Genomic DNA, 26,872 nt, shown 5'->3' on the forward strand with positions numbered 1-26,872 from the left:
CTTAGTTGAGCAGGCAGCGTGTGCGCCTTTCAGAGAAGGTGGTGCAGCGCTTGATGAAGCAGGAGTGCCTAGTCGTCGCCAAGCCGAAACGGCGTCGATACGGTTCCTACCTCGGGGAGATCAGTCCGGCGCCGGAAAACCTCCTCAACCGCGACTTCACGGCCCTAGCTCCGAATGAGAAATGGCTGACCGACATCTCGGAGTTCCAGATCCCGGCAGGCAAGGTGTACCTGTCCCCCATGATCGACTGCTTCGATGGGAAGGTAATCAGTTGGTCGATCGGCACGCGTCCCGACGCCGAGCTTGTGAACACGATGCTGGATGCCGCTATCGAAACGGTGGCCAGCAACGATAAACGGCCTGTTGTTCACTCCGATCGTGGCGCTCACTACCGCTGGCCCGGCTGGTTATCGCGCATCGCTGATGCGAAGCTGATTCGTTCGATGTCGCGCAAAGGTTGCTCACCAGACAACTCGGCTTGTGAAGGTTTCTTCGGCCGACTGAAAACGGAACTGTTCTATCCTCGCAACTGGCAGTCAACGAGCATCGAGCAGTTCATTCAGGCCTTGGATTCATACATTCGCTGGTACAACGAAAAACGTATAAAGATTTCCCTCGGCGCGCTCAGTCCCATTGAGTATCGTGAAAGCCTGGGCTTCGCGGCATAACCAGTCCAAGTTTTTGTCCGCATCCCCGCTGGGTCAATTCGGCGTCGGCGCCAACAAACAAGTAATTGCAGGTCGATTGCAGCCTCACGAAAGGTAGAAATCGGCCAAAAGATTACGGTATTGATGCGCCTTGGGTGCCGAGAGTCTTGGGCTCTAGCTTATCCAATTGGGACATGAAGGCTACATCCAAGCCAACTGCACGCAGCGTGGTGCGTCCGTCTACCAATGCATGAACGGTGCTGGCATCCAAACGAGCATAGAGAAATTGCGCCATGGCGTTGGCTACATGCAAGGTGTCTTCATCATTCAATAGAAAGAACCGGGACTCGTGACCGGAATTGCGCAGCATCCGGTCAAATAACCGTGCTCGTTCCAAATTAGGCTGTTGCCAGTTGATGTTCAATCCATCGAACAGGGTTGCATTCACGCAGATACGGTTGAGCTGTTCAAACTCATGCCCTTCTGACAATACCGCCTCCAATTGGCCTGTGCCGCCAACTACTACTAATGACAAACCGTTGCCCCTGTCCTGCGCACTAATGCGGATGCATTGCTCAGTCAGCGCGTAAGCGGCTTGCAGACTCAAAGCAATGTTATCAACCTCCGCTGTAGCTGATTCAAAAGCACACTCGGCAATCTCTAGCTCCCGCTGCCGCTGAAATGGCTCGCCATCGTCAAGAGCGGCGGCGTAGGCATCGGCCAATGCGTCAAATTTCTCCCGGGTCTTCTCGAAGGCAAACGATGCCTTCTTGAGGCGATAAGCCAAGTCGTTTACATGGGCCTCCAGTCCAACCAGGAATGCCGGGCCAGTCATGAAAAATCGACAGCGAGAACAATTGGTCGCACCGCCCGGTACAGCCTGGAAACGGGTAACACCCGTAGTTGGGTCGGAGATCGCCAAACCTTCATGACAACGGCGGGCGGATACTAGGCAGATGCCATGATCCATGACTAGCTGGCCGACGCTGGTGCCGCTTGCCGCAGCATCCAGCGCCGAAGGGTGTCGGAAGGCGACGGCCTGCTCCAGTTCCTGTCGGCTCGCTCGACTGATGAAGCCAGCCATTTCGGTTTGCGACTTACGTTGACGCTCCAAAAGAGCTTCATCCATCCGAAGACTCATTGTTTCAGTATCGAGTTTTGTGTAGTAAAGGGTCATCAGCACCGTAGCGTGGCCAACGATCTTCATCAAGTATTCCGGCGGCATTCCCGCTTCGTACATCGCAGTAATAACCGATACTCGCATACTATGCAGGTCAAATGCAGCCGACGTGGGCTGGCCCCTTTCACGGGTCAGTATCAATTTGACATTGGCTTCATTGCTAAGCGCATCATCAGACTTTATCAGACGACGCTCCATTTCATCCATGAGCTTCAGCCACAGCCCACGTATTCGAATGTCGGTTACCGGCAGATCAGGACGATGTCCGTTGGCCGGGTCTCTGAACAGGAAAAAGTTAGACCCCATCTTAGCCAAATCATCGGCATGCTTGACCTTCTTCAATTCGACAATGTCGGACCACGCTGTAGGCCCTTTGAGAGGGTTGTACTCCTCTTGCCAGTCTCTCAGCTCAACCAGCAGTTGTAGGACATCCTTCTTTTCCCAGGGCATAACATAGCCCTTCACTAGGCTATCAACATCGGCCGTCTTGTTCGTATTGAAGTAAAATAGCGCACCTTCGCTTCCGTCTTTCCGTGTATACCGCCGGAATACTCCGCACCCTATAGACTTTCCATCAGCGGTTGGGCGGTGGACCCCCAGATTCGCTTCCCACGTCCCGTCACCCCGATAGCGATAGAAATCCCCCTCTCCGCTATCAAGCATCCGAAGCTGATAGGTTCGAGTAGGCAGCAGGAGTTTAACGAGGAGCGCAAAAGCCCGTACAGGGCTCCACACGGTCTCAAACTCTCCAGTTTCGGGGTTGAATCGGCGGAAAACATCCGTGATACGGCCTGACTCTTTCGCCCAGGCAAAATCATTTTCCGTCAGAATGTGCCTTGCAAGACTCATCAGCCGAATTGGCATTGCTTCCCGGTGTGTTTCGCATTGATTTACATTCTTGTAACTCAGTTTGGGGAGTGGGTTTGCAAAACCGGGCATTAAAATGGGCACTTCGTTGTGATCTGACAGAACACATACCTTGAACAAAACCTGACTCAGAAACTCATTGATGACTCCCATGGTTTGGCGCCCCTTGTTTCCTGGGAAGTGAAACAATGCTGTTGGTCGGTGCTCAATGTCGAAGTACTCAGCGGGATTGCGTGGAAGCTCAGAGTGCTCCAGATAGTGCTTCAGAAAATTGTTGATAGACGACTTGCGTTTACGGAAATTCGTCGTATAGGACTGCAGGTGCTCAATGCCCAACTTCGCCCACTCGTCCATCGCAGGATCTTTCGAGACCAGCCAGGTGAAGTTGTCATCCCGAGCCAGGTGGCCCATCTTGGCTTGGAGGAACCCAAAGTCTTCGGGGGTCCAGTCAATGGTTCGCTCATAATGCTCATCGTGTAAAACGCTCAGTACGCCCTGAATTCCAGGCCCACGCATCTTGTTTAGCCGACTGCGGTCCTCACTAAGATAGAACGTTTTAGGTGTTAGGTCGCCGATGCCGGCAATCCCGACTCGGGACAGGATCTGGTCGAGGATGAACTGAAAATTGGCCGTCCCCTGGCTCTTGCTTCGTTTGAGGTATTCATGAATTCTCGTCAGGTAGGACAAGGGTTGCTCGGTCAATCCTGGATTGTTCAGGTTCAGAGTCGGGGAGGCAAACGGCACCTGTTCTTTGACCGGCCAGGCGACAGCACCACAAGACCAGAGCTGCAACATCAGTGTGACCATTAAAGGCTGGCACCGTGTTACAGAAGCGTTGGCCTTGCGGTCTCGAAACTCATCAACAAGAACTACGTGCAAGGCGCTGGCCACGGCCTCTCGAGTACTGCAATTTATAAGCGCAGCCACAGCCGAGCACAGTCCAGGCGACACGCGAGGGCGAACAGCTTCGACTCTTTTCTGCCAATCAGTTGCGGCTATTGCAACCTTACTAAGGTCCACTTCGGGTGAAATCAAGTACCGGTCCATCGAGTCGTTGATGTACACAGTTCGGCCAGTAAGCTCACTGACAACTGCAGAATACTGATCAAGCTGGCAAATCTGGTTCATTCGCTTTCCTTGACTTGAGGCATGGCCGAAACCAGCAGCGGATTGATAGCAAAATATACCTAAGCAAGCTCATCCATCGATAATGTTTGGGCGCTCAAGTGATGCATTGCTCAAAGCGCCGGAATAATTGACTTCTATAAAGCGACCTTCTTCATATCCCGCACAACGTCTGACGCTAAAGCTTTTTTTATGCCTACTCGTTTTGGCCGAGTAACGCCTGGATGGCAAAAACAAAAGCCGGCGGGAAAATCTTGTCACCATGCTCGTTTTCAATACCTCCCTCCTCACCCACATGTAACCCTTGCTGGGCCAGTCGAGTACTATCAATCCCTTTGCGCAAGGCTCTAAGAAATCTGGGAGACAGACTTTTTGATTCTTGGATTGGAGCAAGCAACGCTGGCACAGTATCGACTGACGCCTGAGGCACTAATGTCGTACCTACTTTAAGCGCCTTAAAAGCTGCGTGGAGATTGTCATTGACGACCTTTAATCTCTTGGCCTCATCAAGCGCAATACGAATAGTTGCTCTAATACTGGGGTCAGTGATAAGTTCAAGAGCCTGTTCTAGGTTCGATTTTGTTTTTGCTACATACCGAGTCGAGCCGCTGACGGCATGAGCGTATGCTGAAATAATCTCACGGTAATCGGAACCTTGTGAATTCCGCAGGCTTTGAGTCTTCGGCCCGCCAACTCTCTCCAATCGGCGCCCAATTTCAGCTAAGGAATAATCCCGAAAACCTTCATCACGGATAGTTTCCAGAACTTCCCACACCCTATCTAAATTTTCGGCCTTGGAAGCCTTATTGGTTGCGGCGCGGTGGGCCTTGTATAGTTGACGAGCGTTTTTTAGAATATCTGTTGTTGTGGCTTGATGATTTAGTGTCATGCTAGCCCCAAGATGTTTGTGGCAAAAGTACTGGGTTTTAGGTTATCCAACTGGGAGACGAAAGCTTCCTCCAAGCCAACTGCACGCAGCGTGGTGCGTCCGTCTACCAATGCATGAACGGTGCTGGCATCCAAACGAGCATAGAGAAATTGCGCCATGGCGTTGGCTACGTGCAAGGCGTCTTCATCATTCAATAAAAAGAATCGGGACTCGTGACCGGAATTGCGCAGCATCCGGTCAAATAACCGTGCCCGTTCCAAATTAGGCTGTTGCCAGTTGATGTTCAATCCATCGAACAGGGTTGCATTCACGCAGATACGGTTGAGCTGTTCAAACTCATGCCCTTCTGACAATGCCGCCTCCAATTGGCCTGTGCCACCAACTATAACTAATGACAAACCGTTGCCCCTGTCCTGCGCACTAATGCGGATGCATTGCTCAGTCAGCGCGTAAGCGGCTTGCAGACTCAAAGCAATGTTATCAACCTCAGTTGTAGCTGATTCAAAAGCACACTCGGCAATCTCTAACTCCCGCTGCCGATGGAATGGCTCGCCTTCGTCAAGAGCGGCTGCGTAGGCATCGGCCAATGCGTCAAATTTCTCCTGGGTCTTCTCGAAGGCAAACGATGCCTTCTTGAGGCGATAAGCCAAGTCGTTTACATGAGCCTCCAGTCCAATCAGGAATGCAGGGCCAGTCATGAAAAATCGACAGCGAGAACAATTAGTCGCACCACCCGGTACAGCCTGAAAACGGGTGACACTCTTTGCGGGGTCGCAAACCGCCAACCCTTCATGGCAGCGGCTCGCAGATACAGGGCAGATGCCATGATCCATGACCAGCAAGCCGACTCCGGTGCCGCTTGCCGCCGCATCCAGAGCCGAAGGGTGTCGGAAGGCGAAGGCGTCCTCCAGTTCTTGTCGGCTAGCTCGCTTGATGAAGCCAGCCATTTCTGACTGTGACTTGCGTTGATGCTCTATCAGCGCTTCATCTATCCGAAGGCTCAATGTTTCCGCACTGAGCTTCGTATAGTAGAGCGTCATCAATACTGTAGCATGACCTACAATTTTCATTAGGTATTCAGGTGGAACACCTTCTTCGTACATAGCAGTAATAATCGACACTCTAAGGCTGTGCAGGTCAAAAACGGCTGACGAGGGCTGCCCTGTTTTTTTGTCTCTAGTTGAAATAATGCGAATTGGATTTCCATCGCTCAAAGTCTCACCAGCATTTGCCAGTCGCTTTTCCATCTCCTCCATTAGCTTCAGCCAAAGCCCGCGTACTCGAACGTCGGTTACCGGTAAATCCGGGCGCTTTATATTGGCAGGGTCTCGAAACAAAAAGAAACTAGACCCAATTTTCAACAACTCATCGGAATGTTTTACTTTTTTCAGTTCAGTAAGGTCTGACCACGCGGAGGGCCCTTTTACTGGATTGAACTTCTCCTGCCAGTTTCTTAGCTCAACTAGCAATTGCAACGCGTCCTTCTTTTCCCAACGCATAACATAGCCCATCACACTACTATCTATATCAGCCGTCTTGTTCGTATTGAAGTAAAATATCGCACCTTCACTCCCGTCTTTTCGGGTATATCGCCGGAATACTCCGCGCTCTACGAGTTCTCCGCTAGCGGATGGATGGAGGGCGCGCATGTTCGTCTCCCACATCCCATCACCTCGATAGCGATAGGTATCCCCCTCACCACTATCAAGCATCCGAACTTGGTAGGTTCGGGCTGGCAGCAGGAGTTTCATGAGAATTGCATAAACCCGTATAGGGCTCCATATAGTCTCAAACTCTCCAGTTTCGGGATTGAGTCGGCGGAAGACATCCTTAATGCGACCCACTTCTTTCGCCCACGCAAAATCGTTATCCATCAGAATATGCATAGCGAGGCTAATTAGTCGAGTTGGCATTGCTTCACGGTGCGTCTCACCTAAATTTGTGCTCTTGTAACTTGGCTTGGGAAGTGGATTTGCAAAGCCGGGCATCAAAATTGGTACTTCATTATGGCCTGGCAGAGCACAGACCTTGAACAACACCTGATTGAGAAATTCATAAATGACCGGCATGGATTTAAGACCCTTTCGTCCCGGGATATTAAACAGTGCCGCCGGCCGGAGCCGAATGTCAAAATATTCAGCGGGATTACGTGGAAGCTCAGGATGCTCCAAGTAGTAATCCAGAAAATGTTTTACGGCCCACTTTCGCGAATAGAAGTTAGTCGGATTGGTCTGTAGGTGCTCAATGCCCAACTTGGCCCACTCGGTCATCGCAGGATCTTTCGAAATCAGCCAGGTGAAGTTATCATCCCGAACCATGCGGGCCAAATTGGCTTGGAGGAACCCGAAGTCTTCGGGTGTCCAGCCGATGGTTTGCTTATAATGCTCATCGCGTACAACGCTCAATACAGCCTGTATACCGAGCGAGCGTAACTTTCCCTTCCGGCTTCGTTCTTCGCTGAGGTAGAACGTTTTGGGGGTTAGGTCACCAATGGTGACAATTCCAACTCGAGACAGGATCTGGTCGAGCACGAATCGAAAAGTGGTTGGGTCATCGCTGCCTCCTCGGTTGAGGTATGCGCGAATTGTGGTTAGATAGGATAAGGGCCCCTCGGTGAAGCCCGCGTTTTTTAACATAAGCGGAATATTGCCGAATGGGACTTGCTCCATGACCGGCCAGGCTACTGCACCACAAGACCAGAGCTGCAACATTAGTGTAACCAGAAGCGACTCACAACTTACTACCGAGCTGGAGTGCAAAAGGTCTCGATACTCAGTCACAAGAACTGTGTGCAAGGCTCTAGACAAGGCCTCACGAGTGCAGCAATCTGCAAGCTCAGCCACCGCGGAGTACATACGAAGCGGTGGCCAATCACTAGGTTGAGTTGCCTTGACTCTCGCCTGCCAGTCAGCAACGACCACTGCAACCTTGCATAAATCTATGTCAGGTGAGATCAAATACTGGTCCATTGAATCGTTGATGTACACGGTTCGGCCCGTTAGTTCACTGACAACGGTAGTATATTGGTCAAGTTGGCATATCTGGGGCATTCGCTATCCTTGATTCGCTTTCCTTGAAAAATGGCAAGGTCGAAACTGACAGCCGCCGGTCAATGGCATCAGCTACCTGAGCCAAGCTCATTTGACGATAAACCTCTTGGCTTTTAGCGTTCAGGTGATGCATGGCGACTTGGCCTTCCTTATCGCCCAACCCAAGCTCATTGAGCCATTGACCATAGCGGTGCCGCAGTCCATGACTCGAAGTACCAGCCCATTTGGCGGGTATCAGGTCGGCACGTCGAACTGCGGCCCTGAATGAATCGTCAAATCCCTTGACCCCAAGTGGCTGAGCATCCTTCGTGAGAAAGGCCCAAGGCGCTCGCGGTGTAACGGGCCGAACATGCTGAATGTAAAGTCGCCACAGAGTTAAAAAAAGGCGCCCAGCATTCTTATCAATCCAGAACACCTGAAAAGCCTTTCGTTCTGCATGGGTAAGCAAGCACCCTTTCCAGCCAGCATGCCTGCGCCCTGTTTCTAAAGTGAGAGGCTTTCGTCCTGAGCAGAAGCGTTGCAGGAAATCTCCTCTAGAAGTTTTAAGTTGATTGCCGCTAATAGGGTCTGTGTAACAGACCATTCCATCACTAGGCTCATGTATCAGAACCAGAGCCATGTCAGAGGCGCTCGGGTCTACGAAGACGTCATCCGCCCAGAGATGGAGAGGTTCCGAGGCTCGACACCCTCCATAGGCGCAAAGCAGAGTGATCAGAATGTCTCGCAGGTTATATTTCACCCAAGGACGCGGGTCGTTCTGTTTTCCTGGGTTAATAAATCCACACCAAAGCAAGTCGTCTATGCACTCGCTAGGGTAGGCTTTTGCCTCTGGCAAAACATCGTTTCGGCTCCTTGGAATGCCAGCCTGTCGCCCGGCCATAGCTTCAAAAGCTGATCCAGGACGACTCTTAATGCTAGCCAATAGAGAGCTGGCTTTCTTATTGTCCCATTTGCGCCAGAATATAAGCTGATCAGTAAATGAAGCTTGGTGATGAATCGGGTTCAGCATCGTGGCGCCATAGCGCTCACTGAGCCAGTCAGTAAACTCCAATAGCGCTCGAGTCAGTCGCTTCAGATTCTGATGAGTGGTGGGCGACCAGTGGAGACCATGGGCATCGTGACCGTCCTGATAGGTACCGAAACGTAGGTCATACACGAATGCGGTGTACAGGAGACTACGTTTCGATGTCTCTTTGAATTCATCCGTACGAATGGACAACCACTCAATGAACCGACCAACTGCTTGGGCGTAGGTACGCTCGGCCGAAATAGACAGACATCTTTCCCGAAAGAATTCCAACAACGGCTGAAAAGGAGAAACGCCCACAATGAGCAATATCGTGGGCGTACAAGCACGAATTTTGTCTTGAACGACAACAGTCTCCGTATTGATCATTAAGACAATGGCCTCTCGACGCTCAGGAGCGATTAACCGAGCCGTATACGGGAAGATTGTCCAATAGATTAAGCCCCGTAGTTTTCACGAACGTGGCATAGTCCATCGGTCTCTCAATCCGGGCTTCCGCATTGGGTAGCACGTAGGCCCAAGCCCGCTTAGATGAATCATCATAGACCAGTTTGAACAGGCGGGTCGGCACCCAGACCTTGTTGTCGCCAATGGTGGTGTGGCCCGGGTCAAACAACGAGCCGGTAAAGACAAAGACATTGCCCTTGGCGCGCTTGACGAACTTCCTCACATCAGCCTCGACCTTGCTCCAGATCTTCCGATTGTTGGTGGGGTCTTGCGATCTGGGGCCTAAAGAAAGTTAGGACGGATAATACAGGTATGAAGCTTTGATGGGTGTTGACGCTGACGCCGAAATGACCCAGTTGCCGAGATGTTAGTGACCCAGCCTGATTCCTCGAAAAACATTGCCTTCGCAGGGTTTGTGCCAATTTGGAGGTGGGACAGTCGTGCGTCGGCACCTGGGTCAATTCGGCATCGGCCTCAACAGTGAGTAGGTTCTTCAGTGGTGGTCGTGCCTGAGTTCGGGCCAGCTGAAAGTCCGACTTTTTCAACAGAATCGGCCGTTCTCTGCCGGTCGTCACGACGGCGTGTATAGGTCAAGTCGAATGCAAACTACTGGTCAGTGGCAATGCAAATGGGTGGTCAAATCCATGCAATTACGCATCTCTATCGAGATACTGGAAGACAAGGCGCTGGAGGCATTTATGGAGACTGCGTTTAACTGAAAAATGCTGCGATGGGCGTGGGGCATCGTGCGTACAATGCGCCTCCCCTAATTTGCTAATGCTTTCCAATGAAAAAATTGCTGTCTGTAGTAACGCTGGCTCTCTTTGTAATTACCTCCGCCTTCTCAAGCCCTCCATCGACCTTTTCCGAAGCTAAGGTCGTAGCGAAACAGAAAATTTACCTCGACCAGGCGAACAGCTCCATGGGCGAGTTGTATTGCGGCTGCAAATGGACGTGGGTTGGCAAATCAGGTGGTCGTATCGATGCTGAGTCATGCGGCCTTAAGGCCAGAAAGCAAGAGAATCGGGCAGAGCGCACTGAGTGGGAACACATAGTTCCAGCCTGGACATTCGGTAACCAACGCCAATGTTGGAAGAACGGTGGTCGAGAGCATTGCGTAGACGATGACCCAGTTTTTCGAGCGATGGAGGCCAACCTTTTTAACCTCTATCCATCTGTAGGTGAGGTGAATGGCGACCGTAGCAATTTCAACTATGGTATGGCCACCGGCGTAGCGCCGCAGTATGGGCAATGTAAGACGCGGGTTGATTTCGATCAACGTGCTGCAGAACCACGTGACGAGGTGAAAGGACTGGTCGCCAGGACAACCTTTTACATGTTCGACAGATACAACCTCAGTATGTCTCGTCAACAGCAACAACTACTGATGGCCTGGGACAAGCAGTACCCGGTTTCGGCGTGGGAGAAAGAGCGGGATAAACGCATTGCAGCAATCATGGGGCACTCCAATCCATTCGTAACTGGCGAGCGTCGATGGTCGCATGGATACAAAGCGGTTGGGGATGGGGTAGTTAGCGCCATTCCAGTTAGTCCTCAGAGGGCACCAGTCCAGCCAACCCTAGCAAGCGCGAGCGGAGTAGGTTCTATCATTGGCAACCGGAAAAGCCAGGTCTACCACCTCTCAATGGGGTGCCCTGGTTATAGTCAGGTGTCTGCGAAAAACCAAATATCTTTTGATTCTGAATCCGCGGCACAGGCGGCTGGTTATCGAAAGGCTGGCAACTGCAAATAGTTGCTCCTTGTGGGAAGGATGCGGGCACGGCGCTAGGCGTGCTCAATGCTTTTGGCAAAACCACCTTCCACGTAGGCGCTCAGCTCGTTGCTGAGCTCCTCCCCTTTGGCGTCCTGCAATTGGGTTGCATTAAGCCGTTCGACCACCACCAACGGTGTCTTGCTGACTTGTGAGTACAGCACCGCGAAGTTATCAGAGCACAGAGCAAGAGGTTTCATCGCGGCAGGCACGGTCGCCGTGTTGATCGGTTTGGTGGCCGGGAATAGCTCGGAACAGCCGTCAAACGAGGTCTGTTTCTGTTTGTTTGAATAGAGTGCCAAGGCCGCGCCCTGGCTGATCGAGCCCGAGCGGGACACGTGCTCCTGGTGCTGGGCGGGCGCTTTGAGGAAATCAAGCAGACTGCGGGGTTGCGCCCGGTGGAGAGCAAAACAAGGGCCGACAGCCCAACTACAATTTTGCGTAGGTACATGCTTTAAATCTTCGAATTGGATCGAGTATGCGAAATTGAGTATTAGTACTCAATGGAGAGGTACGCACTTAAGCGTTGAGTATACTTTTCACCGGGTTTTGTTGGTGACCACGATCCACTGCCGGATGTTGGCCACGGTAGTCACTCAACTCTGCCCGCCCGCTCTTGGGAATACGTGGGTCCGGATAGAACTGATTGGTTCGTTCCTCTCCCTTGGCATCATTTAGCTGGGCTGAATTAAGGCGCTCAACTACAACCATCGGCGTCTTGCTGGTTTGCGAGTACAGCACCGCAAAGTTGTCGGAACACAGGGCCAAAGGCTTCATCGCTGCTGGCACAGTAGCCATGCTTATCGGCTTGGCTGCCGGGAACAGGTCGGCACACCCATCAAACGATGCCTGTTTCTCTTTGCTTGAATAGAGGTCAATCGCCACGCTCTGGCTGATTGAGCCAGAGCGATGCCCTTGCTCTTGATGCTGGCTGGGCGGGTTGATGAAGTCCAGCAGGCTGCGAGCTTCTGCCGCACCCGTCGTGAACAAAATAAGGGCCGACAGCCCCACTGCAATTTTGCGTAGGTTCATGCTTAACATCTTCGAATTGGATTGAGGAGGATACTTACGACAAAGCCCCGAGTCACGGGGCCTGAGGGGAAGCGGTTCTGATTATGCTGCGGCGAGCATGTTTTCAATATCCTTTATCACACGACTGATTCTGGTTCGGTCTACTCGATCATGCGTTCTCATTATTTGATCGGGTAAACGAATACCGATCGATATCAGACCTAAGCTGCCAACCTTGGCTGTGCCAATAGTCAGCAGCTGTCGTATTTGTCTTGAACACGTCGAGATGACATTTAAGTATTCCGTGTTTCTCAAGAGTTGAAAGACAGCGCTCCACCAACGCGTTTGCTATGCCTTGACGCCGATACTGGGGAAGGACAATCAAATGCTGCAAATATCCTCTGCGGCCGTCGTGTCCAGACATGATGCAACCGCAAAGAGCGGTTCCGGCTTCAGCAACGAAGCTCATCCCGGGATTTCGTTCTAAATAACTCGAGGTCGATTCACGAGAGTCCGCTGCACGAAAGGAGATGCCTGGAGTACGCTTCATGAGGTCGATGACGGCATCGTAATCGTCCATAGTCATGACACGGATATTGATCATAGGGTTGAGCCTGGCTTTGCTAATTTCAGGGCTTGGCAGACTAGCAGAAACAACTCAGACGTTTTCCAAACGACCACTCTCCCAACATACATCTGAAGGCACAGCGCTGAAATCGCAGCTCCCGAGAGCCAGTCCAGGCTCGCGGCATGGACTGACTCAAACCGAGTGAAGGCAAGCGTGAGGTAATTTGAGCGTTTATTGGATTGGCCATTGCTATCCTGACCAACCTTTCATCAGTCAACGTCATTTTCATCCCTTCGGATAGTCTTCCACGGCCCCGTCATAGGCCGAGATATCGCCGCAGTCTCGCGGGATAGTAGTTTTCCATCTTGCCCCCCTTCCCCCGGATCAAAATCGTTCTAAAAAATCCGGCTAACGCTTAGGACTTTTTGCTATTCTGAAGTTGTAGGTGAAGACGCAGACTGATGCGCAAGAGGATAGCAAGGAAACGTGGGGCGCGTTCCGAAGGGTACACGGTTAGAAAGATCTCCGCGCTGAGATCCAGCCCTTACGCCGTGTGAAGCAGAAAGGCACAAAACTTTTCTGTGAGAGGCCTGATAAACCTTGTAAGCCGGAGACCAGCGCCGGCCACCTACTTGATTTTCAAAGCCCGCCATGTGCGGGCTTTTTCGTAGTGCGCCAAGCGATTCTCAGGAAGATTGTTTATGCCCATTGAGACCTTGCGCAGAGGGTGGACTGTCCACCCACGGCCGCGCCGCGCCCAAGGCTTACACGTAGCGGCTTTCGTTTTTTTAAACCTTATTTCCGTCCTCGAATAGCCAACTCAAATGTTGGGTGAACGCCTCCTGTCTCTTCAAGAAACCCAAACTTGGCACCCGCTCTATACTTTAAAAATGATTACGCTTGATGCCACGCGCAGTCGTGTTGTAGTGGTCAACTAATCCCGGACACGACGTTAAGTTTTTCCTCGGCCTGAGCTGGCGCCAGCCCACCGTTGAACTGATGCGGCCGAATCCAGTTGTACCGATACATCAAAAAATGGCTGATATCGCGCTGTGCTTCCTGCGCAGTTCTATAGCCTAAGGTCGGTATCCATTCAGTTTTCAAACTCCGGAACACCCGCTCCATCGGCGCATTGTCCCAGCAATTTCCCCGGCGACTCATGCTCTGACGTATGCGGTATCGCCACAACCGCTGGCGAAATAAGCGGCTTGCATATTGCGACCCTTGGTCGGTGTGGAACAGCAGATCCGAAGGCCTGCCACGCTGCTCGTAGGCCATATCCAGGGCCCGGATCACGAGTTCGGCGTCCGGCTTTTCCGACAGTGCCCAGCCCACTATCCGGCGCGTGCAGAGATCCAGAACGACAGCCAAGTAGTGCCACTTTCCTTGTGCCCAAATATAGGTGATGTCACCGCACCAGACCTGATTAGGAGCTGGCACATCAAACTCACGGTTCAAGGTATTCGGGATATCGAGTCTTTCTACTGTCGCTCGTTTATAGGCATGTGAGCCGGGTTGTTTACTGACTAAATCAAGCTCGCGCATCAAACTGCGCACTTTGAATCGACCGAGTTGCTCACCATCTTCACGCATCAGTGACAGGATGCTGCGACTGCCCGCAGCGCTGCGACTTTGCGAGAACAGCTCACTGACCCGGCTACGCAACCGAAGCCGTTCAACATCGGGAGTGCGGCGCCGCAGGCGCTGGGCGTAGTAGCACGAGCGGGTGACTTCAAACACCTTACACAGCCAATCAACCGGCTCATGGGCACTCAACTGATCAATCAGCGCAAACGCTCGTGATCTTCCGACATCAAGAGCGCGGTAGCCTTTTTTAGTATGGATTTTTCTCGCTCAAGCCGAGCGATCCGGGCTTCCAGTTCCTGAATTTTCTGCTGCTCTGGGGTCAGCGCCTTGCTCTGCGGAGTGACGCCTTGGTGCTCTTTCTGAACCTGGTCAACCCAGCGGCGCAGCGCTGACTCACCAATGCCGAGTGAGCGGCTGGCTTCGATGTAGCTGTAGTTTTGCTTGAGCACGAGGTCAGCAGCCTCGCGTTTGAATTCAGCAGTAAAGGAGCGGCGTTGTTTGGTCATCTGACACCTCGATCTGGCGAGCATTCTCGCCTAAATGGGTGTCCGGTTTCATTAGACCACTACATGTTCAATGTATTCCGCGCAATGTGTCGAGCGGTCGTTCACGCAGGCTTCTTGGCCTGCCTTCTTATGAGGAGAACATCATGGCCCGCAAATACATCGATTGCCGCGAATTCCCGAGCGAAATCAACTGCTCGATCGCGCTATCCGCAGACTCTGAAAAAGAATTGCTTGAGGCGGCTGCACAGCATGCGGTCACTGTTCATAAGCATACCGATTCACCGGAGTTACGCGCACAACTGAAGACTCTATTTCACGACGGCACACCGCCTGTTGAATCACCACGTCACGCGTAGCCTTTGGCACCTTGTCAAAACGCCCCACTCCGTGAGGCGTTTCGACTCCCTCTATCAATTAAACGTTATACGCCCGCTCATCATGCTCCGCGAGGTCAAGCCCCATCGTTTCATTCTCTTCGCTGGCACGCAGGCCTATGGTCCACTCCAGCACTTTGAGGAGGGTCATGCTCACGACAAAGCAGTAAACGAAGGTGAAGCTGACGCCCTTCAATTGGGTCAGTAGCTGAGCACCGATGTCCAGGTTCTCGACATAACCGCCCAACGAAGGAGACGCGAATACTGCGGTCAGTAGTGCGCCGACGATTCCGCCGATGCCGTGCAGACTGAACACGTCCAGCGTGTCGTCATAACCCAGTTTCTGCTTGAGCTGGCTGACGCCGAAGAAACACACCGCGCCGGTGATCAAGCCTATTGCAATGGCGCCCGCCGGACCAACATAGGCACAGGCTGGGGTGATGCCGACAAGACCGGCCAAAGCACCGGATGCCGCGCCCAAGGCACTGGGACGGCCATGAATCAGGGTTTCGGTGAGCATCCAGCCGACAACACCTGCGCAGGCTGCGACTTGGGTCGTGAGCATGATGATACCCGCGCCAGTATTCACCGCAGCGCCCGAACCAATGTTGAAGCCGAACCAGCCAACCCACAGCAAACCGGCCCCCATCAGGGTGAAGCCCAGGTTATGCGGGGGCATGGCAAGGTTCGGGTAACCTTTGCGCTTGCCCAGTACCAGGCACGCCGCCAGCGCCGCAACGCCCGCATTGATATGCACCGCAGTGCCGCCGGCGAAATCCAGAACGCCCCAGTTGACCATCAACCCCCCAGGTCCGCCCCAGATCATGTGTGCGATAGGCGCATAGACGAAGGTGAACCACAGCGCCATAAACGCCACGGCCGCGCTGAACTTCATGCGTTCGGCGAAACCACCGGCAATCAGCGCCGGCGTGATGATCGCAAAGGACATCTGAAACACGCTGTAGACGCCTTCGGGAATGTTGCCCACCAGACTGTCATGGGTCATGTCGAGCATGAATACCTTGCTCAAGCCGCCGATGAAGCTGTGCAGATTGACTTCACCAGCGACCATCCCCGTCGCATCAACGACGATGCTGTAGCCGTAGACCACCCACAGCACGCCGATCACGCCAGCGACCGCGAACAACTGGGTGAACACCGAAAGAAAGTTCTTGGCCCGGACCATGCCGCCATAAAACAACGCCAGGCCCGGAATACACATCAACAACACGAACATCGTCGCGGTCATCATCCAGGCGGTGGTGCCGGTGTCCAGAGTAACGTCGGCTGCCGAGGCCAATGGCGACAAGCTCAATGCGAGCAGCGCCAGGGTCGTCCTTGAAAGAGGTCGTATAAACGAGTCAGAAATCATAGTCAGCAAGCTCCATAAACAGGGAAGTCGACACAAGGGACTGGCAGAAAGAGGGATCGCGAGGCCCTGCAGGCTCGCGGTGCATACGGATCTGTGCCCGTTGGCAGCTAGAGAAAACGCCGCCCATCACGGCGGCGTCGAAAAGTCAGTATTTTTGACCCGGTATCCACGAGGTCCCGGCCAATGGCACGCGGGCCATGGCGGCGGCTTCGACGGTCAAGGCCACCAGGTCCTCGGGGTCGAGGTTGTGCAGGTGTGACTTGCCGCAGGCACGGGCCATGGTCTGTGCTTCGAGGACCAATACTCGCAGGTAGTTAGCCAAGTGACGCCCCCCTTCCACAGGATCCAGACGCTTCGACAGCTCCGGGTCCTGAGTGGTGATGCCCGCCGGGTCACGACCGTTCTGCCAGTCGTCATAGAACCCCGCCGCCGAGCCGAGCTTGCGCAATTCCTCGTCCAGACGCGGATGGTTGTCACCCAGTGCGATCAACGCCGCCGTACCGATGGCCACCGCATCAGCGCCGAGGGCCATGGCTTTTGCCACGTCGGCACCGTTGCGGATACCGCCAGAGACGATCAGTTGCACCTTGCGGTGCATGCCCATTTCCTGCAACGCCTGAACCGCTTGCGGGATAGCCGGCAGAATCGGGATGCCAACGTGCTCAATGAACACTTCCTGAGTCGCTGCGGTACCGCCTTGCATGCCGTCGAGCACGATCACGTCGGCACCGGCTTTAACCGCGAGTTTGACGTCGTAGTACGGACGGCTGGCGCCGATTTTGACGTAGATCGGTTTCTCCCAATCGGTGATTTCACGGATCTCTGCAATTTTGATCGCCAGGTCGTCCGGGCCAGTCCAGTCCGGGTGACGGCAGGCGCTGCGCTGGTCGACACCGATGGGCAATGTGCGCATGCCGGCGACACGTTCGGTGACTTTCATCCCCAGCAACATACCGCCACCACCTGGCTTGGCGCCCTGCCCCAGGACGATTTCGATGGCATCCGCCTTGCGCAGGTCATCGGGGTTCATGCCGTAACGCGATGGCAGGTACTGATAAACCAGATGCTCGGACTGACCGCGCTCTTCCGGGGTCATACCGCCATCACCCGTGGTGGTGCTGGTCCCGGCGATGGTCGCGCCCCGGCCCAATGCTTCTTTGGCGTTGGCCGACAGTGCACCGAAGCTCATGCCCGCGATGGTTATCGGGATTTTCAAGTGCAGGGGTTTCTTGGCGAAGCGATTGCCGAGGATTACGTCAGTGCCGCACTTTTCACGATAACCTTCCAGCGGGTAGCGGGAAACACTGGCGCCCAGCAGCAGCAAGTCATCGAAATGCGGCAGCTTGCGCTTGGTACCGCCCCCGCGAATGTCGTAGATGCCGGTTTCGGCGGCACGCTGGATTTCCTGAATGGTCAGACGGTCGAAGGTCGCGGATTCGCGCAGGACCGGAGTGGGTTTGTCGCTCATGGTGTACTCCTTGATACGCGAATTAATACGCGGATGCGTTATCGACTTTGAAGTTGTAAAGCTGACGGGCTGAGCCGTAGCGCTTGAAATCGGCTGCCTTGTGGTCGAAACCGGCACGATTGAGCAGTTCCTGCAGTTCTTCCAGGTGCTCAGCGCGCATCTCTTTCTCGATGCAGTCCGAGCCCAGGGATTCCACTTTCCCCTTCACGTAGATGTGGGTTTCGTACAGCGAATCACCCAAGGCATCGCCTGCATCGCCGCACACCACCAAGCGTCCGGCCTGGCCCATGAAGCAGCTCATGTGGCCAATGCTGCCGCCGACCACGATGTCGATGCCTTTCATGGAGATGCCACAACGGGCACCCGCGTCGCCTTCGATCACCAGCAAGCCGCCATGAGCGGTGGCGCCAGCAGCCTGGGAGGCACTGCCCTTGACCCGCACCGAACCGGACATCATGTTTTCCGCCACGCCGGTGCCGACGTTGCCGTGCACGGTGATGTGGGCCTTCTTGTTCATGCCTGCGCAGTAGTAACCGGCGTGACCCTGAATATCGATGGACAGCTCTTGATCGACGCCCACCGCGAGGTTGTGTTTGCCATTGGAATGGGTCACGACCCACTCCGCATCAGTCAATTGTTTGGCCTGATCGTGCAGCCCCTGATTGAGCTCGCGTACTTCACTGACAGATAGATCGATAGCTTTCATACGGTGCTCCTCAGGCGCTTTGGCGTTCCCAGATGTACATGGTTGAAGGTGCTGGTTCCCAGACCTTGGCGCTCTCGATGCCAGGCAGGCTGGACAGCGCCTGGTATTCCGAGGCCATGGCGACGTAGTCATCGGTCTCGGCCAAAATCGCGGGCTTGCACGCGATCGGATCACGAATCACCGCGAAACCGTTGCGGGTGCCAATGGCAAAGGTGAAAAAGCCGTCGAGGTTTTCCAGGGAGTTGTCCAAGGCTTGCTTGAGCGAGTCGCCCTGTTGCAGGCGCCAGGCCAAGTAACCCGCCGCCACTTCAGTGTCGTTTTCGGTCTGGAACACGATCCCTTCGCGCTTGAGCTCTTGGCGCAGACGGAAGTGGTTGGACAACGAGCCGTTGTGCACCAGGCATAGGTCGGCGCCGGTCGAAAACGGGTGACTGCCTTCCATGGTCACAGCACTTTCGGTGGCCATGCGGGTGTGACCAATGATGTGGCTGCCTTTCATGCCTTTAAGGTTGAAGCGCTCGGAGATCTCTTTCGGCAAGCCCATGCCCTTGAGGATCTCGATGCTCTGCCCGGCGCTCATGATGCGCACGGTCGGCGCCAGCTCGGCCAACGCGTTGCGGACCAACGCCTCTTCTGTCTTGATTTTCAATACCACGGCGGTCGCGTTCTGGAACCACTCCAGGGAGCAACCCAGGCGCCCTTCCAGTTCGCCCATCAGGGTCTTCCAGTCCTGGTCCTCTGTGGTCGCCTGCAATGTCAGCTTGATCCAGCCATCCGCGACTTCATCGCCATAGATGGCAAAGCCGGCGCTGTCCGGGCCACGGTCGGTCATCGACAGCAGCATGGGTTCGAAGAGCTTGCCGAGCTGGGACTCCAGCACCGGGTTCTTCAAGTACAGACCTACGATTCCGCACATACACTTTCTCCTGCTTGGCAGCCGGTTCCTGATTCAAAAGACCCGGATTGATTCAAATCGAGTGGTTGAAAACGTGTCTTTACAGAAAACCGCTTAGAAAAATTCGGTGTAGCGCTTGATCTCCCAATCGGAGACGTGACGGCTGTACTCGACCCATTCCATGCGCTTGAGCTCGATGAACTCGTTGATGATTTCCGAGCCCATCGTTTCGCGGAACAGGGGATCAGCCTCCAGCGCGTCACAGGCTTCCTTGAGGCTTTGCGGCAAAGTGGCGATGCCCCGACCGGCAATTTCTTCCAGGCTCAGCGAGTACAGGTTTTCGTTGCACGGCTCACCTGCGTCCAGCTTGCGGTCAATGCCGTCCAGGCCGGCGGCGATGATCGCTGCGCTGACCAGATAGGGGTTGCAGCCCGCGTCCGGCAGGCGGAATTCAAGGCGACCGTAAGGCACCCGAACCATGGCCGAGCGGTTGTTCGAGCCGTAGGCAACGAACGCTGGAGCCCAGGTCGAGCCTGACAGCGAGCGGCCGACCACAAGGCGTTTGTATGAATTGACGGTGGGTGCGGCGAAGGCACACAACGCAGGGCCGTGAGCCAGAAGACCCGCCGCAAAGTGGTAGGCCATTTTCGACAGGCCCATGCCGCGCGAGTCGCTGGCGTCATGGAACAAGTTCTTGTTCACCGCGTCGGCGATGGACAAGTGGAAGTGCATGCCGTTGCCCGCACGTTTCGGATCAGGCTTGGGCATGAACGAGCAGATCATTCCCAAATCGTTGGCCACTTCGCCGGCGGCCATACGGAAGAAGGTGAAACGATCCGCGGAGGTCAGCGCGTCGCTGTAGGTGTAGTTGATTTCAAACTGACCATTGGCGTCTTCGTGATCGATTTGATAGATGTCGAAATCGACTTTTTGCAGCGCCTCGGTGAGGTTTTCCAGAAACTGCCGCGAACGCGACAAGCCCTTATAGTCGTAGCAGGGTTTGTCCAGGTTATCGCTGGCATCCACGCTGCATAGCTTGCCCTCGGCATCGCGACGGAACAGGCTGAACTCAGGTTCCAGGCCAGTATTGAGGGTCCAGCCGCGTGCATTAAGGCGTTCTACCTGACGCATTAACACGTAACGCGAATCGTAAGGGTGCGGCTCGTTATTGACGTGGCCGACGCAGACGATGCGTCCGTAACCAGGCTGCCATGGCACGGCAGTCAAGGTGCTCAGGTCGCCCTTGGCCATGAAGTCCGGGCCATGGGGTTCCATGCCCATACCACAAATGGCAAAGCCTGCGAAGCCAGCGCCACTGTCGATGACGGTTTGCAGCCCGGAGACCGGTACCGATTTGGTTTTGGCCGAACCGTGGATATCCACGAACTGAGCCAGCACATATTTGATTTTGTGCTCATCGATAATTCGTTGTGTTTCTGGTGGCAACATCACTTGGACTCCTCGAGCAAGGCAAAACAGCGGGATCTGCATCTAGGGTCGGCGTCAGTCGTTAATGATTGCCCAGTGCTAGAATTCGTCTGGACATGACCTGAAGCCGACCCGAGTATTCTCAACAAGAAAGTTACTTTCCTAATGAGAATGCAATTGCCTTGCCAAAATGATTAGCCACGAGGAAATTCTGGGCGTCCTTAATCTTGCAATGCAGGCTTTTCAAGGCTTCGCCAGGGAAATGAGTGTCGCGTGAAGAAAACTTCAGACATGCTGCAGCCGCTCGCGCTGTAAATCGGGCGGACAGCAACAAGGGTGCATCGCACATTCATAGTGCGAAATTTATATTCATGACCGGAAATGAAGCATGAGCAAAGTGATTTCCACCGAGGCCGAGCCACGCTTGAGGCTCGAGCAGTACCTGGGCATGCAAATCAAGCGACAGCGTCAATTGCAGGAACTGAAGATTGCTGATGTCGCACAATTGGCAGGCATCAGCCAAGGCATGCTGAGCAAGATCGAAAATGCCCAGGTTTCCACCAGCCTCGATACCTTGAGCCGCCTGTGCGATGCCCTCGGCATGCCGATGTCGAAGCTGTTCAGCCAGTACGACCAACAAGGCAGTGGCGCCCTGCTTGTGCGCAAAGGCGAAGGGATGCAGGTGGTGCGCCGTGGTACCGAGAAAGGCCACACCTATCACCTGCTCAATCACACCCGTGGCCCGAAGAAGACGTTCGAGGCCTACATGGTCACCATGGACGATGCCAGCGAAGAGTTTCCGACCTTCTCCCATCCCGGCACCGAGTTTCTGCACCTGTTGAAAGGTGAGATCGTCTACCGTCATGGCGATCAGCTCTACCACATGAAACCCGGCGACAGCCTGACCTTCGATGGTGAAGTTCCGCATGGCCCGGAGCAGCTGGTAAAGGTTCCGATTCATCTGCTGTCGATCATGAACTACGGCGACGACTGACCGCTTGGCTTTCGGACATCCAGCAAGCTTCCCCGCCCTCTTTCGCAATGCTTTAGGCGTGCTATAGTGCTGCTTATCTATGTTTAGCACTGCTAAAAGGCGGTTTATGAAAAGCTTTCTTCCACTGGAATGCGCCGACAACCTATATAGAATAGGGCTTCTGGTAAAAAGCAGGCGTCTGCAGTCCAGGCTTCGACAAAAAGACCTGGCCCTGTCCCTTTCAATTTCCGAGCAGACGGTACGTAAAATCGAGGGCGGCGACCCCCTTGTGGAATTACGCTCGTTCATGATGGTGCTTTGGCACCTGGGGCTCACCCAGGAAGTATTTCGCAGCCTCGACGGCATCGAGTCCTCCTCGCAGCTGCAAGCCAATGATCCCCATGCATCGCATCGAGTTCGCCTGGCCAAACCACAAAGTGAGGACTTCTGATGTCCAGGGCCTACGTCTACATGGAGCATCCTGAAACCGCCGAGGTGGTTTCTCTGGGTCGACTGGTCATCGTCAACGGGGTCGGCGAGTTCACTTACGATCCAGAGTACGTTACTACCCGTGGCTGGGTGCCCGACCCGGTTCGCTATCCGCTACGCAGCGAAACGTTCGGCCCGATAACCAAAAACAAGGGAATACCCGGCTTCATCAACGACGCGATGCCCGATGGCTGGGGTGAGCGGGTCTTGAAAGACATCCATCGACACGCACTGGGGCCTATCGATTACCTGCTGAAATCCCCGAACAATGATCGCGCGGGCAACCTTCTGGCAGGCCAGACGCGCCATCCGCCAACCGGTATCGGACAGGATCCGTTACCGTCGCTCAAGGGCCTCACGCCCTTCATCCAGGCCACCGAAGCCATATTCGATAACCAACTGGATGAAGAGGCGATTCAGACCCTCAAGCTACGCAGGCAACGGTCTTCTCTGGGAGGCGCCCGCCCCAAGCGTACCCTGCAGGACCACGGCGTGCTGATTCTGGTCAAACCCCGTGACCGCTATGATCAGTGCGATATTCCGGCACTGGAACATGCCTGCATGACATTCGCGGCCGCGAAAGGTTTGAATGTCGCCCGTACCGCGCTGTATGCCGAAAAGCCTTCGACCTTGCTGGTGGAGCGTTTCGACCGCATGCCGCCTGCTGACATGAGCGTTCGGATACCGATGCTCAGCGCACTCACCTTGCTCGACGCCGAATGGCACACCACCGACCGCAGCGCTTGGGTCTATGCCTCCGTCGCTAACGAGATGAGTCGCCGTGGTGTGCCGGCGCAAGACCTCCAGGAGTTGTTTAAGCGAATGTGCTTCAACGCCTTGGTGGGCAACGACGACGATCACCCGAAGAATCACGCTATCCTCTGGCTAAAGAGCGGCTGGCGGCTGGCGCCCATGTACGACGTGGTGCCGTGCCTCGAAGGGTATTCTCCGCCCAACCTCGCAATGGCCGTGGGCCGTGAGGGCCGGGTGATCAGTCGCGCCAACCTGTTGAGCCATTGCGCACACTTTGCGCTTACCGCCGATCAAGCGGCCGCGACCCTGGCTGAAGTGATCGCTTGGGAGTCCGATCTACGGACGCACTACAAGCACACCCTCAAAGGGACTGAGTTGATGCTTGCCCTCGCGGCAATCGGCTCGGCACGCATGAAAGCGTAGATCGTTGCCTTACCTCCTCGCAGGTGAGCAGCCAGACGTCGCCCCTGCATATCCCCTGATGCGGTGTACCTGACACGCTGCATTCGCAAACACGCCTGCGCGTCCCCGCGACTCGCCACCCTCCCTGCAAAAAAAACCAAACAGTGCTGGACGCGGATTTTTATTTCACCTATAAAAAGCGCCACAGGAATATTTTATTCGCGTGAGGAATTTTTCTTCATCCCTGAATTTAATCCCCACCCATGAACATTCAGCGTGCATGTCTCCCTGCGAGGACCCGTAATGAGCACCGATCCGGACCACTTCATTTTCAAGATCAGCTGTCCCGCGACGTCGGGTATCGTCGCCGCCGTGACGTCTTTTCTGGCCGACAACCGCTGCTACATCAGCGAGCTGGCCCAGTTCGACGACGAAGAAACCAGCCAGTTCTTCATGCGCGCCGTGTTTCGCTTCAACAGCGGCGTCAAGGGCGACATCGATGCGCTGCGTCTGGACTTCAATGAAGTGGCCACGGCGCTGAATATGGACTGGCAACTGCACTCAGTCGCCAACCCGATGCGCGTGCTGATCATGGTCAGCAAATTCGACCACTGCCTCACCGATCTGCTGTACCGCCACCACAAAGGCGAGATGGACATGCAAATCACCGCCATCGTCTCCAACCACCTGGACCTACGGCCAATGGCCGAGCGCGAGGGCATCCGTTTCATCTACTTGCCAGTGACCAAGGACACCAAGTCCCAGCAGGAAGCCGCGCTGCTGAAAATCGTTGAAGAGACGCAGACCGATCTGGTGGTGCTGGCGCGCTACATGCAAATCCTCTCCGATGACCTGTGCAAGCAATTGTCGGGCCGGGCGATCAACATCCATCACTCGTTCCTTCCGGGTTTCAAGGGTGCCAAGCCGTACCATCAAGCCCACCAGCGCGGGGTCAAGCTGATCGGTGCCACGGCCCACTACGTCACCTCGGACCTGGACGAAGGCCCGATCATCGAGCAGGAGGTCCAACGCGTCGATCATGCGCACAAAGCCGACGATCTGGTGAGTATCGGACGCGATACGGAAACGGTCGCGCTGTCCAAGGCCGTCAAATATCACCTGCAACACCGAGTGTTTATCAATCGCGAAAAAACGGTGATCTTCCGATGAACAGCCCGACTCAACTCGCCCGCGATATCGACGGGAAAGCCATCGCCGCACAAGTACTCAGCGAAGTCGCTGCCGACGTCCGCGAACTTGCACTGCAACAGGTCACGCCCACACTGGCCGTGTTGTTGGTGGGCGAAGACCCAGCCAGTCAGGTCTACGTGCGCAACAAGATCCTGCGCGCCAAAGAAGCCGGCATTCGCTCGTTGGAGCAGCGTCTGCCCGCGACCACCAGCCAGGCGCAATTGCTGGCAGTCATCGCCGAATTGAATGCCAACCCTGAGGTCAATGGCATTCTGGTGCAACTGCCGGTACCTGCCCACATTGACGAAGGTGCGGTCATTCAAGCCATCGACCCGGCCAAAGATATCGACGGCTTCCATCGGCAAAACGTCGGCGGGCTGGTCCTGGGCCAGGACGTGTTGACGCCCTGCACCCCTAGCGGCTGCATGCGCCTGTTGCACGACACGTGCGGCGACCTGAGTGGTAAGCATGCAGTGGTCATCGGCCGCTCGAACATCGTCGGCAAACCCATGGCCACCCTGCTGCTGCAAGCCAATTGCTCGGTCACTGTGGTGCACTCACGCAGCATCGACGCCGCCGCGCTGTGCCGCCTGGCAGACATCGTAGTGGCTGCCGTCGGCCGCCCGCAGATGATCGACGCCAGCTGGCTCAAGCCCGGCGCGGTGGTGATCGATGTCGGGATCAATCGAATCGACACCGAACAGGGCAGCCGACTGGTGGGTGACGTCGATTACGCCAGCGCCCGCACCGTTGCCAGCGCCATTACCCCGGTTCCCGGTGGTGTCGGCCCGATGACCATCGCCTTTCTGCTGAAAAACACCGTGACCGCCACGCGCAGACAATTGCTGCGCGCCGCTGAACTCGCGACCACTCACACTTCGCCTCAGGAGGCGTGATGCCATTCAATCTCTTGAAATATGGCCTTTCTGCCGAATACACGGCAGAAATGGACCTGCCGCCGCCCAAGGAACTCAAGTCCTCCTACGATGTAGTCATCATCGGCGGCGGTGGTCACGGCGTGGCAATTGCCTATTACCTGGCCAAGTACCACGGCATCACTAACGTCGCTGTGCTGGAAAAGTCCTATCTGGGCGGCGGCAATACCGCACGTAACACAGCGGTGATCCGTTCCAACTACCTGACCAGCGAGGGTGTGAAGTTCTACAGCGAGTCGGTGAAGCTGTTCAAGGACCTGTCCAACGAGTTCGACTTCAACATCATGTATTCCGAGCGAGGCCAACTGACCCTGGCCCACACCGACGCCACCGTACGCGCCTTCCGCCAACGCGCGGAAGTGAACAAGCACTTCGGCGGCCGTACGGAAATGGTCGACCGCCAGCAGATTCGCGAACTGGTGCCGAGCCTCAATTTAGACCCCGGGCACCTGCCGGTACTGGCCGGGCTGTGGCATATCGACGGCGGCACTGCGCGTCATGACGCCGTGGCCTGGGGTTATGCCAAGGGCGCAGCGAAACGCGGAGTCGAAATCCATCAGCTGACCGAAGTTCAGGACCTGATCATCGAAAACGGCAGGATCACCGCCGTAAAAACCAACCGCGGCACGATCCAGTGCGGTTGCGCGGTACAGGCCGTGGCCGGGCACAGTTCATTGATGGCCAAAAAAGCCAAGATCGAAATGCCCATCGTCTGCTATCCCCTGCAAGCGATGGTCACCCAACCGTTCAAGCCATTTCTCGACCCATTGGTGAGTTCGTCGGCCCTGCACTGCTATGTGCAGCAGACCGGCCGTGGCGAAGTGGTGTTCGGCGGCGGTTCCGACCCCTACCCGCTGTACAACACCCGCTCGACCCTGGACCTGAAGGAAAGCCTGATTTCCGCTGCTATCGAAATGTTCCCCTTCCTGGCCAACGCCAAACTGATGCGCCAGTGGGCCGGCATCACCGATATGACCCCCGACTATAGCCCGATCATGGGCCTGTCGCCGGTCGAAAACTATTACCTCGACGCGGGCTGGGGCACGTGGGGATTCAAGGCCACGCCGATCTGCGGCAGGACCATGGCCGAACTGGTCGCCTCCGGCGGCAAGGTGCCGGACCTGATCAAACCCTTCGGTCTGGAGCGGTTTTCGACCTTCCAGCAAGTCAACGAGATGGGCGCTACGGCGGCCAGCCACTAAGGGGCAAAC

The 26,872-nt window shown here is 55.0% G+C and carries 19 protein-coding genes and 4 pseudogenes; 9 read left to right on the forward strand and 14 right to left on the reverse strand.

Annotation, left to right across the window (positions count from 1 at the left end; all coding sequences use genetic code 11):
• Positions 1 to 5: 5 nt before the first annotated feature.
• A pseudogene (locus RGU44_RS08155) lies at positions 6 to 668 on the forward strand (IS3 family transposase); the annotation flags it as partial.
• A 112-nt stretch (positions 669 to 780) separates the two neighbouring features.
• Here RGU44_RS08155 and RGU44_RS08160 read toward each other — a convergent pair.
• The 5 genes and pseudogenes from RGU44_RS08160 to RGU44_RS08180 form a co-directional block, all read right to left on the reverse strand.
• Positions 781 to 3,822, reverse strand: a complete 3,042-nt coding sequence (locus RGU44_RS08160) for a VPA1269 family protein (protein ID WP_322216568.1) — start codon at positions 3,820 to 3,822, stop codon at positions 781 to 783.
• Between the two features lie 193 nt (positions 3,823 to 4,015).
• The gene (gmtX, locus tag RGU44_RS08165; RefSeq protein WP_322179018.1) at positions 4,016 to 4,708 is read right to left on the reverse strand and encodes a gamma-mobile-trio protein GmtX; all 693 of its coding nucleotides are present in this window, start codon (positions 4,706 to 4,708) and stop codon (positions 4,016 to 4,018) included.
• The gene (locus RGU44_RS08170) at positions 4,705 to 7,419 is read right to left on the reverse strand and encodes a VPA1269 family protein (RefSeq protein WP_322216571.1); all 2,715 of its coding nucleotides are present in this window, start codon (positions 7,417 to 7,419) and stop codon (positions 4,705 to 4,707) included. The genes gmtX and RGU44_RS08170 overlap by 4 nt, the downstream gene beginning before the upstream one ends.
• A 316-nt stretch (positions 7,420 to 7,735) precedes the next feature.
• A complete protein-coding gene (gene gmtY, locus RGU44_RS08175) occupies positions 7,736 to 9,154 on the reverse strand; it encodes a gamma-mobile-trio recombinase GmtY (RefSeq protein ID WP_322216573.1) in 1,419 nt (472 codons plus the stop codon).
• A gap of 22 nt (positions 9,155 to 9,176) precedes the next feature.
• Positions 9,177 to 9,503, reverse strand: a pseudogene (locus RGU44_RS08180) (DNA/RNA non-specific endonuclease); the annotation flags it as partial.
• Positions 9,504 to 10,019: 516 nt separating this feature from the next.
• Between RGU44_RS08180 and RGU44_RS08185 the strand changes: the two are divergent.
• On the forward strand, positions 10,020 to 10,985 hold the full coding sequence (locus tag RGU44_RS08185; RefSeq protein WP_322179015.1) for an endonuclease: 966 nt from the start codon (positions 10,020 to 10,022) through the stop codon (positions 10,983 to 10,985).
• 83 nt (positions 10,986 to 11,068) lie between these two features.
• Here RGU44_RS08185 and RGU44_RS08190 read toward each other — a convergent pair.
• The 4 genes and pseudogenes from RGU44_RS08190 to RGU44_RS08205 all read right to left on the reverse strand — a co-directional run.
• Positions 11,069 to 11,454 (reverse strand): annotated as a pseudogene (locus tag RGU44_RS08190) (DNA/RNA non-specific endonuclease); the annotation flags it as partial.
• Between the two features lie 101 nt (positions 11,455 to 11,555).
• Positions 11,556 to 12,035 (reverse strand): annotated as a pseudogene (locus tag RGU44_RS08195) (DNA/RNA non-specific endonuclease); the annotation flags it as partial.
• A 148-nt stretch (positions 12,036 to 12,183) separates the two neighbouring features.
• Positions 12,184 to 12,618 (reverse strand): GNAT family N-acetyltransferase, encoded by a 435-nt coding sequence (locus RGU44_RS08200; RefSeq protein ID WP_322179014.1) that lies wholly within the window; start codon positions 12,616 to 12,618, stop codon positions 12,184 to 12,186.
• 894 nt (positions 12,619 to 13,512) lie between these two features.
• Positions 13,513 to 14,675 (reverse strand): IS3 family transposase gene (locus RGU44_RS08205; RefSeq protein WP_322215723.1). Its coding sequence is split into 2 segments (ribosomal slippage): positions 13,513 to 14,420 and positions 14,420 to 14,675, totalling 1,164 coding nucleotides; the frame shifts between segments, so codons are not numbered across the junction.
• A gap of 143 nt (positions 14,676 to 14,818) precedes the next feature.
• Between RGU44_RS08205 and RGU44_RS08210 the strand changes: the two genes are divergently transcribed.
• A complete protein-coding gene (locus RGU44_RS08210; RefSeq protein ID WP_322183135.1) occupies positions 14,819 to 15,031 on the forward strand; it encodes a DUF1059 domain-containing protein in 213 nt (70 codons plus the stop codon).
• A 58-nt stretch (positions 15,032 to 15,089) separates the two neighbouring features.
• On the opposite strand, the gene RGU44_RS08215 is transcribed toward RGU44_RS08210, so the two are convergent.
• From RGU44_RS08215 to glnT, 5 genes are all read right to left on the reverse strand, one after another.
• On the reverse strand, positions 15,090 to 16,421 hold the full coding sequence (locus RGU44_RS08215) for an ammonium transporter (RefSeq protein WP_322179013.1): 1,332 nt from the start codon (positions 16,419 to 16,421) through the stop codon (positions 15,090 to 15,092).
• A gap of 145 nt (positions 16,422 to 16,566) precedes the next feature.
• The gene (locus RGU44_RS08220) at positions 16,567 to 17,889 is read right to left on the reverse strand and encodes an FMN-binding glutamate synthase family protein (RefSeq protein ID WP_322216575.1); all 1,323 of its coding nucleotides are present in this window, start codon (positions 17,887 to 17,889) and stop codon (positions 16,567 to 16,569) included.
• A gap of 22 nt (positions 17,890 to 17,911) precedes the next feature.
• Positions 17,912 to 18,595: a protein glxC gene (locus RGU44_RS08225; RefSeq protein WP_322179011.1), complete on the reverse strand. Its 684-nt coding sequence runs from the start codon at positions 18,593 to 18,595 to the stop codon at positions 17,912 to 17,914.
• Positions 18,596 to 18,605: 10 nt separating this feature from the next.
• Positions 18,606 to 19,511, reverse strand: coding sequence for a glutamine amidotransferase family protein (locus tag RGU44_RS08230; protein ID WP_322216578.1), 906 nt, complete (start codon positions 19,509 to 19,511; stop codon positions 18,606 to 18,608).
• 93 nt (positions 19,512 to 19,604) lie between these two features.
• Entirely contained in the window at positions 19,605 to 20,939 is a 1,335-nt protein-coding gene (glnT, locus tag RGU44_RS08235; protein WP_219059887.1) for a type III glutamate--ammonia ligase, read from the reverse strand.
• A gap of 379 nt (positions 20,940 to 21,318) precedes the next feature.
• Here glnT and RGU44_RS08240 point away from each other — a divergent pair, with 379 nt between their 5' ends.
• From RGU44_RS08240 to RGU44_RS08265, 6 genes are all read left to right on the forward strand, one after another.
• Positions 21,319 to 21,912: a helix-turn-helix domain-containing protein gene (locus tag RGU44_RS08240; RefSeq protein ID WP_322183133.1), complete on the forward strand. Its 594-nt coding sequence runs from the start codon at positions 21,319 to 21,321 to the stop codon at positions 21,910 to 21,912.
• A 106-nt stretch (positions 21,913 to 22,018) separates the two neighbouring features.
• Complete coding sequence (locus RGU44_RS08245; protein ID WP_322216580.1) at positions 22,019 to 22,342, forward strand: transcriptional regulator; 324 nt, start codon at positions 22,019 to 22,021, stop codon at positions 22,340 to 22,342.
• Positions 22,342 to 23,556, forward strand: a complete 1,215-nt coding sequence (locus RGU44_RS08250) for a type II toxin-antitoxin system HipA family toxin (protein WP_322216582.1) — start codon at positions 22,342 to 22,344, stop codon at positions 23,554 to 23,556. Before RGU44_RS08245 ends, RGU44_RS08250 begins: the two co-directional genes overlap by 1 nt.
• Before the next feature lie 282 nt (positions 23,557 to 23,838).
• The gene (gene purU, locus RGU44_RS08255) at positions 23,839 to 24,705 is read left to right on the forward strand and encodes a formyltetrahydrofolate deformylase (RefSeq protein ID WP_322216585.1); all 867 of its coding nucleotides are present in this window, start codon (positions 23,839 to 23,841) and stop codon (positions 24,703 to 24,705) included.
• Positions 24,702 to 25,622 (forward strand): bifunctional methylenetetrahydrofolate dehydrogenase/methenyltetrahydrofolate cyclohydrolase FolD, encoded by a 921-nt coding sequence (gene folD, locus RGU44_RS08260; protein WP_322216587.1) that lies wholly within the window; start codon positions 24,702 to 24,704, stop codon positions 25,620 to 25,622. The genes purU and folD overlap by 4 nt, the downstream gene beginning before the upstream one ends.
• Positions 25,622 to 26,863 carry an FAD-dependent oxidoreductase gene (locus RGU44_RS08265; RefSeq protein ID WP_322216590.1) on the forward strand — a complete coding sequence of 414 codons (1,242 nt, stop codon included), beginning with the start codon at positions 25,622 to 25,624 and terminating at the stop codon, positions 26,861 to 26,863. Before folD ends, RGU44_RS08265 begins: the two co-directional genes overlap by 1 nt.
• Positions 26,864 to 26,872: the final 9 nt, after the last annotated feature.

This window comes from Pseudomonas sp. 5C2, assembly GCF_034314155.1.
In the GTDB taxonomy this organism is placed as follows: Bacteria; Pseudomonadota; Gammaproteobacteria; order Pseudomonadales; family Pseudomonadaceae; genus Aquipseudomonas.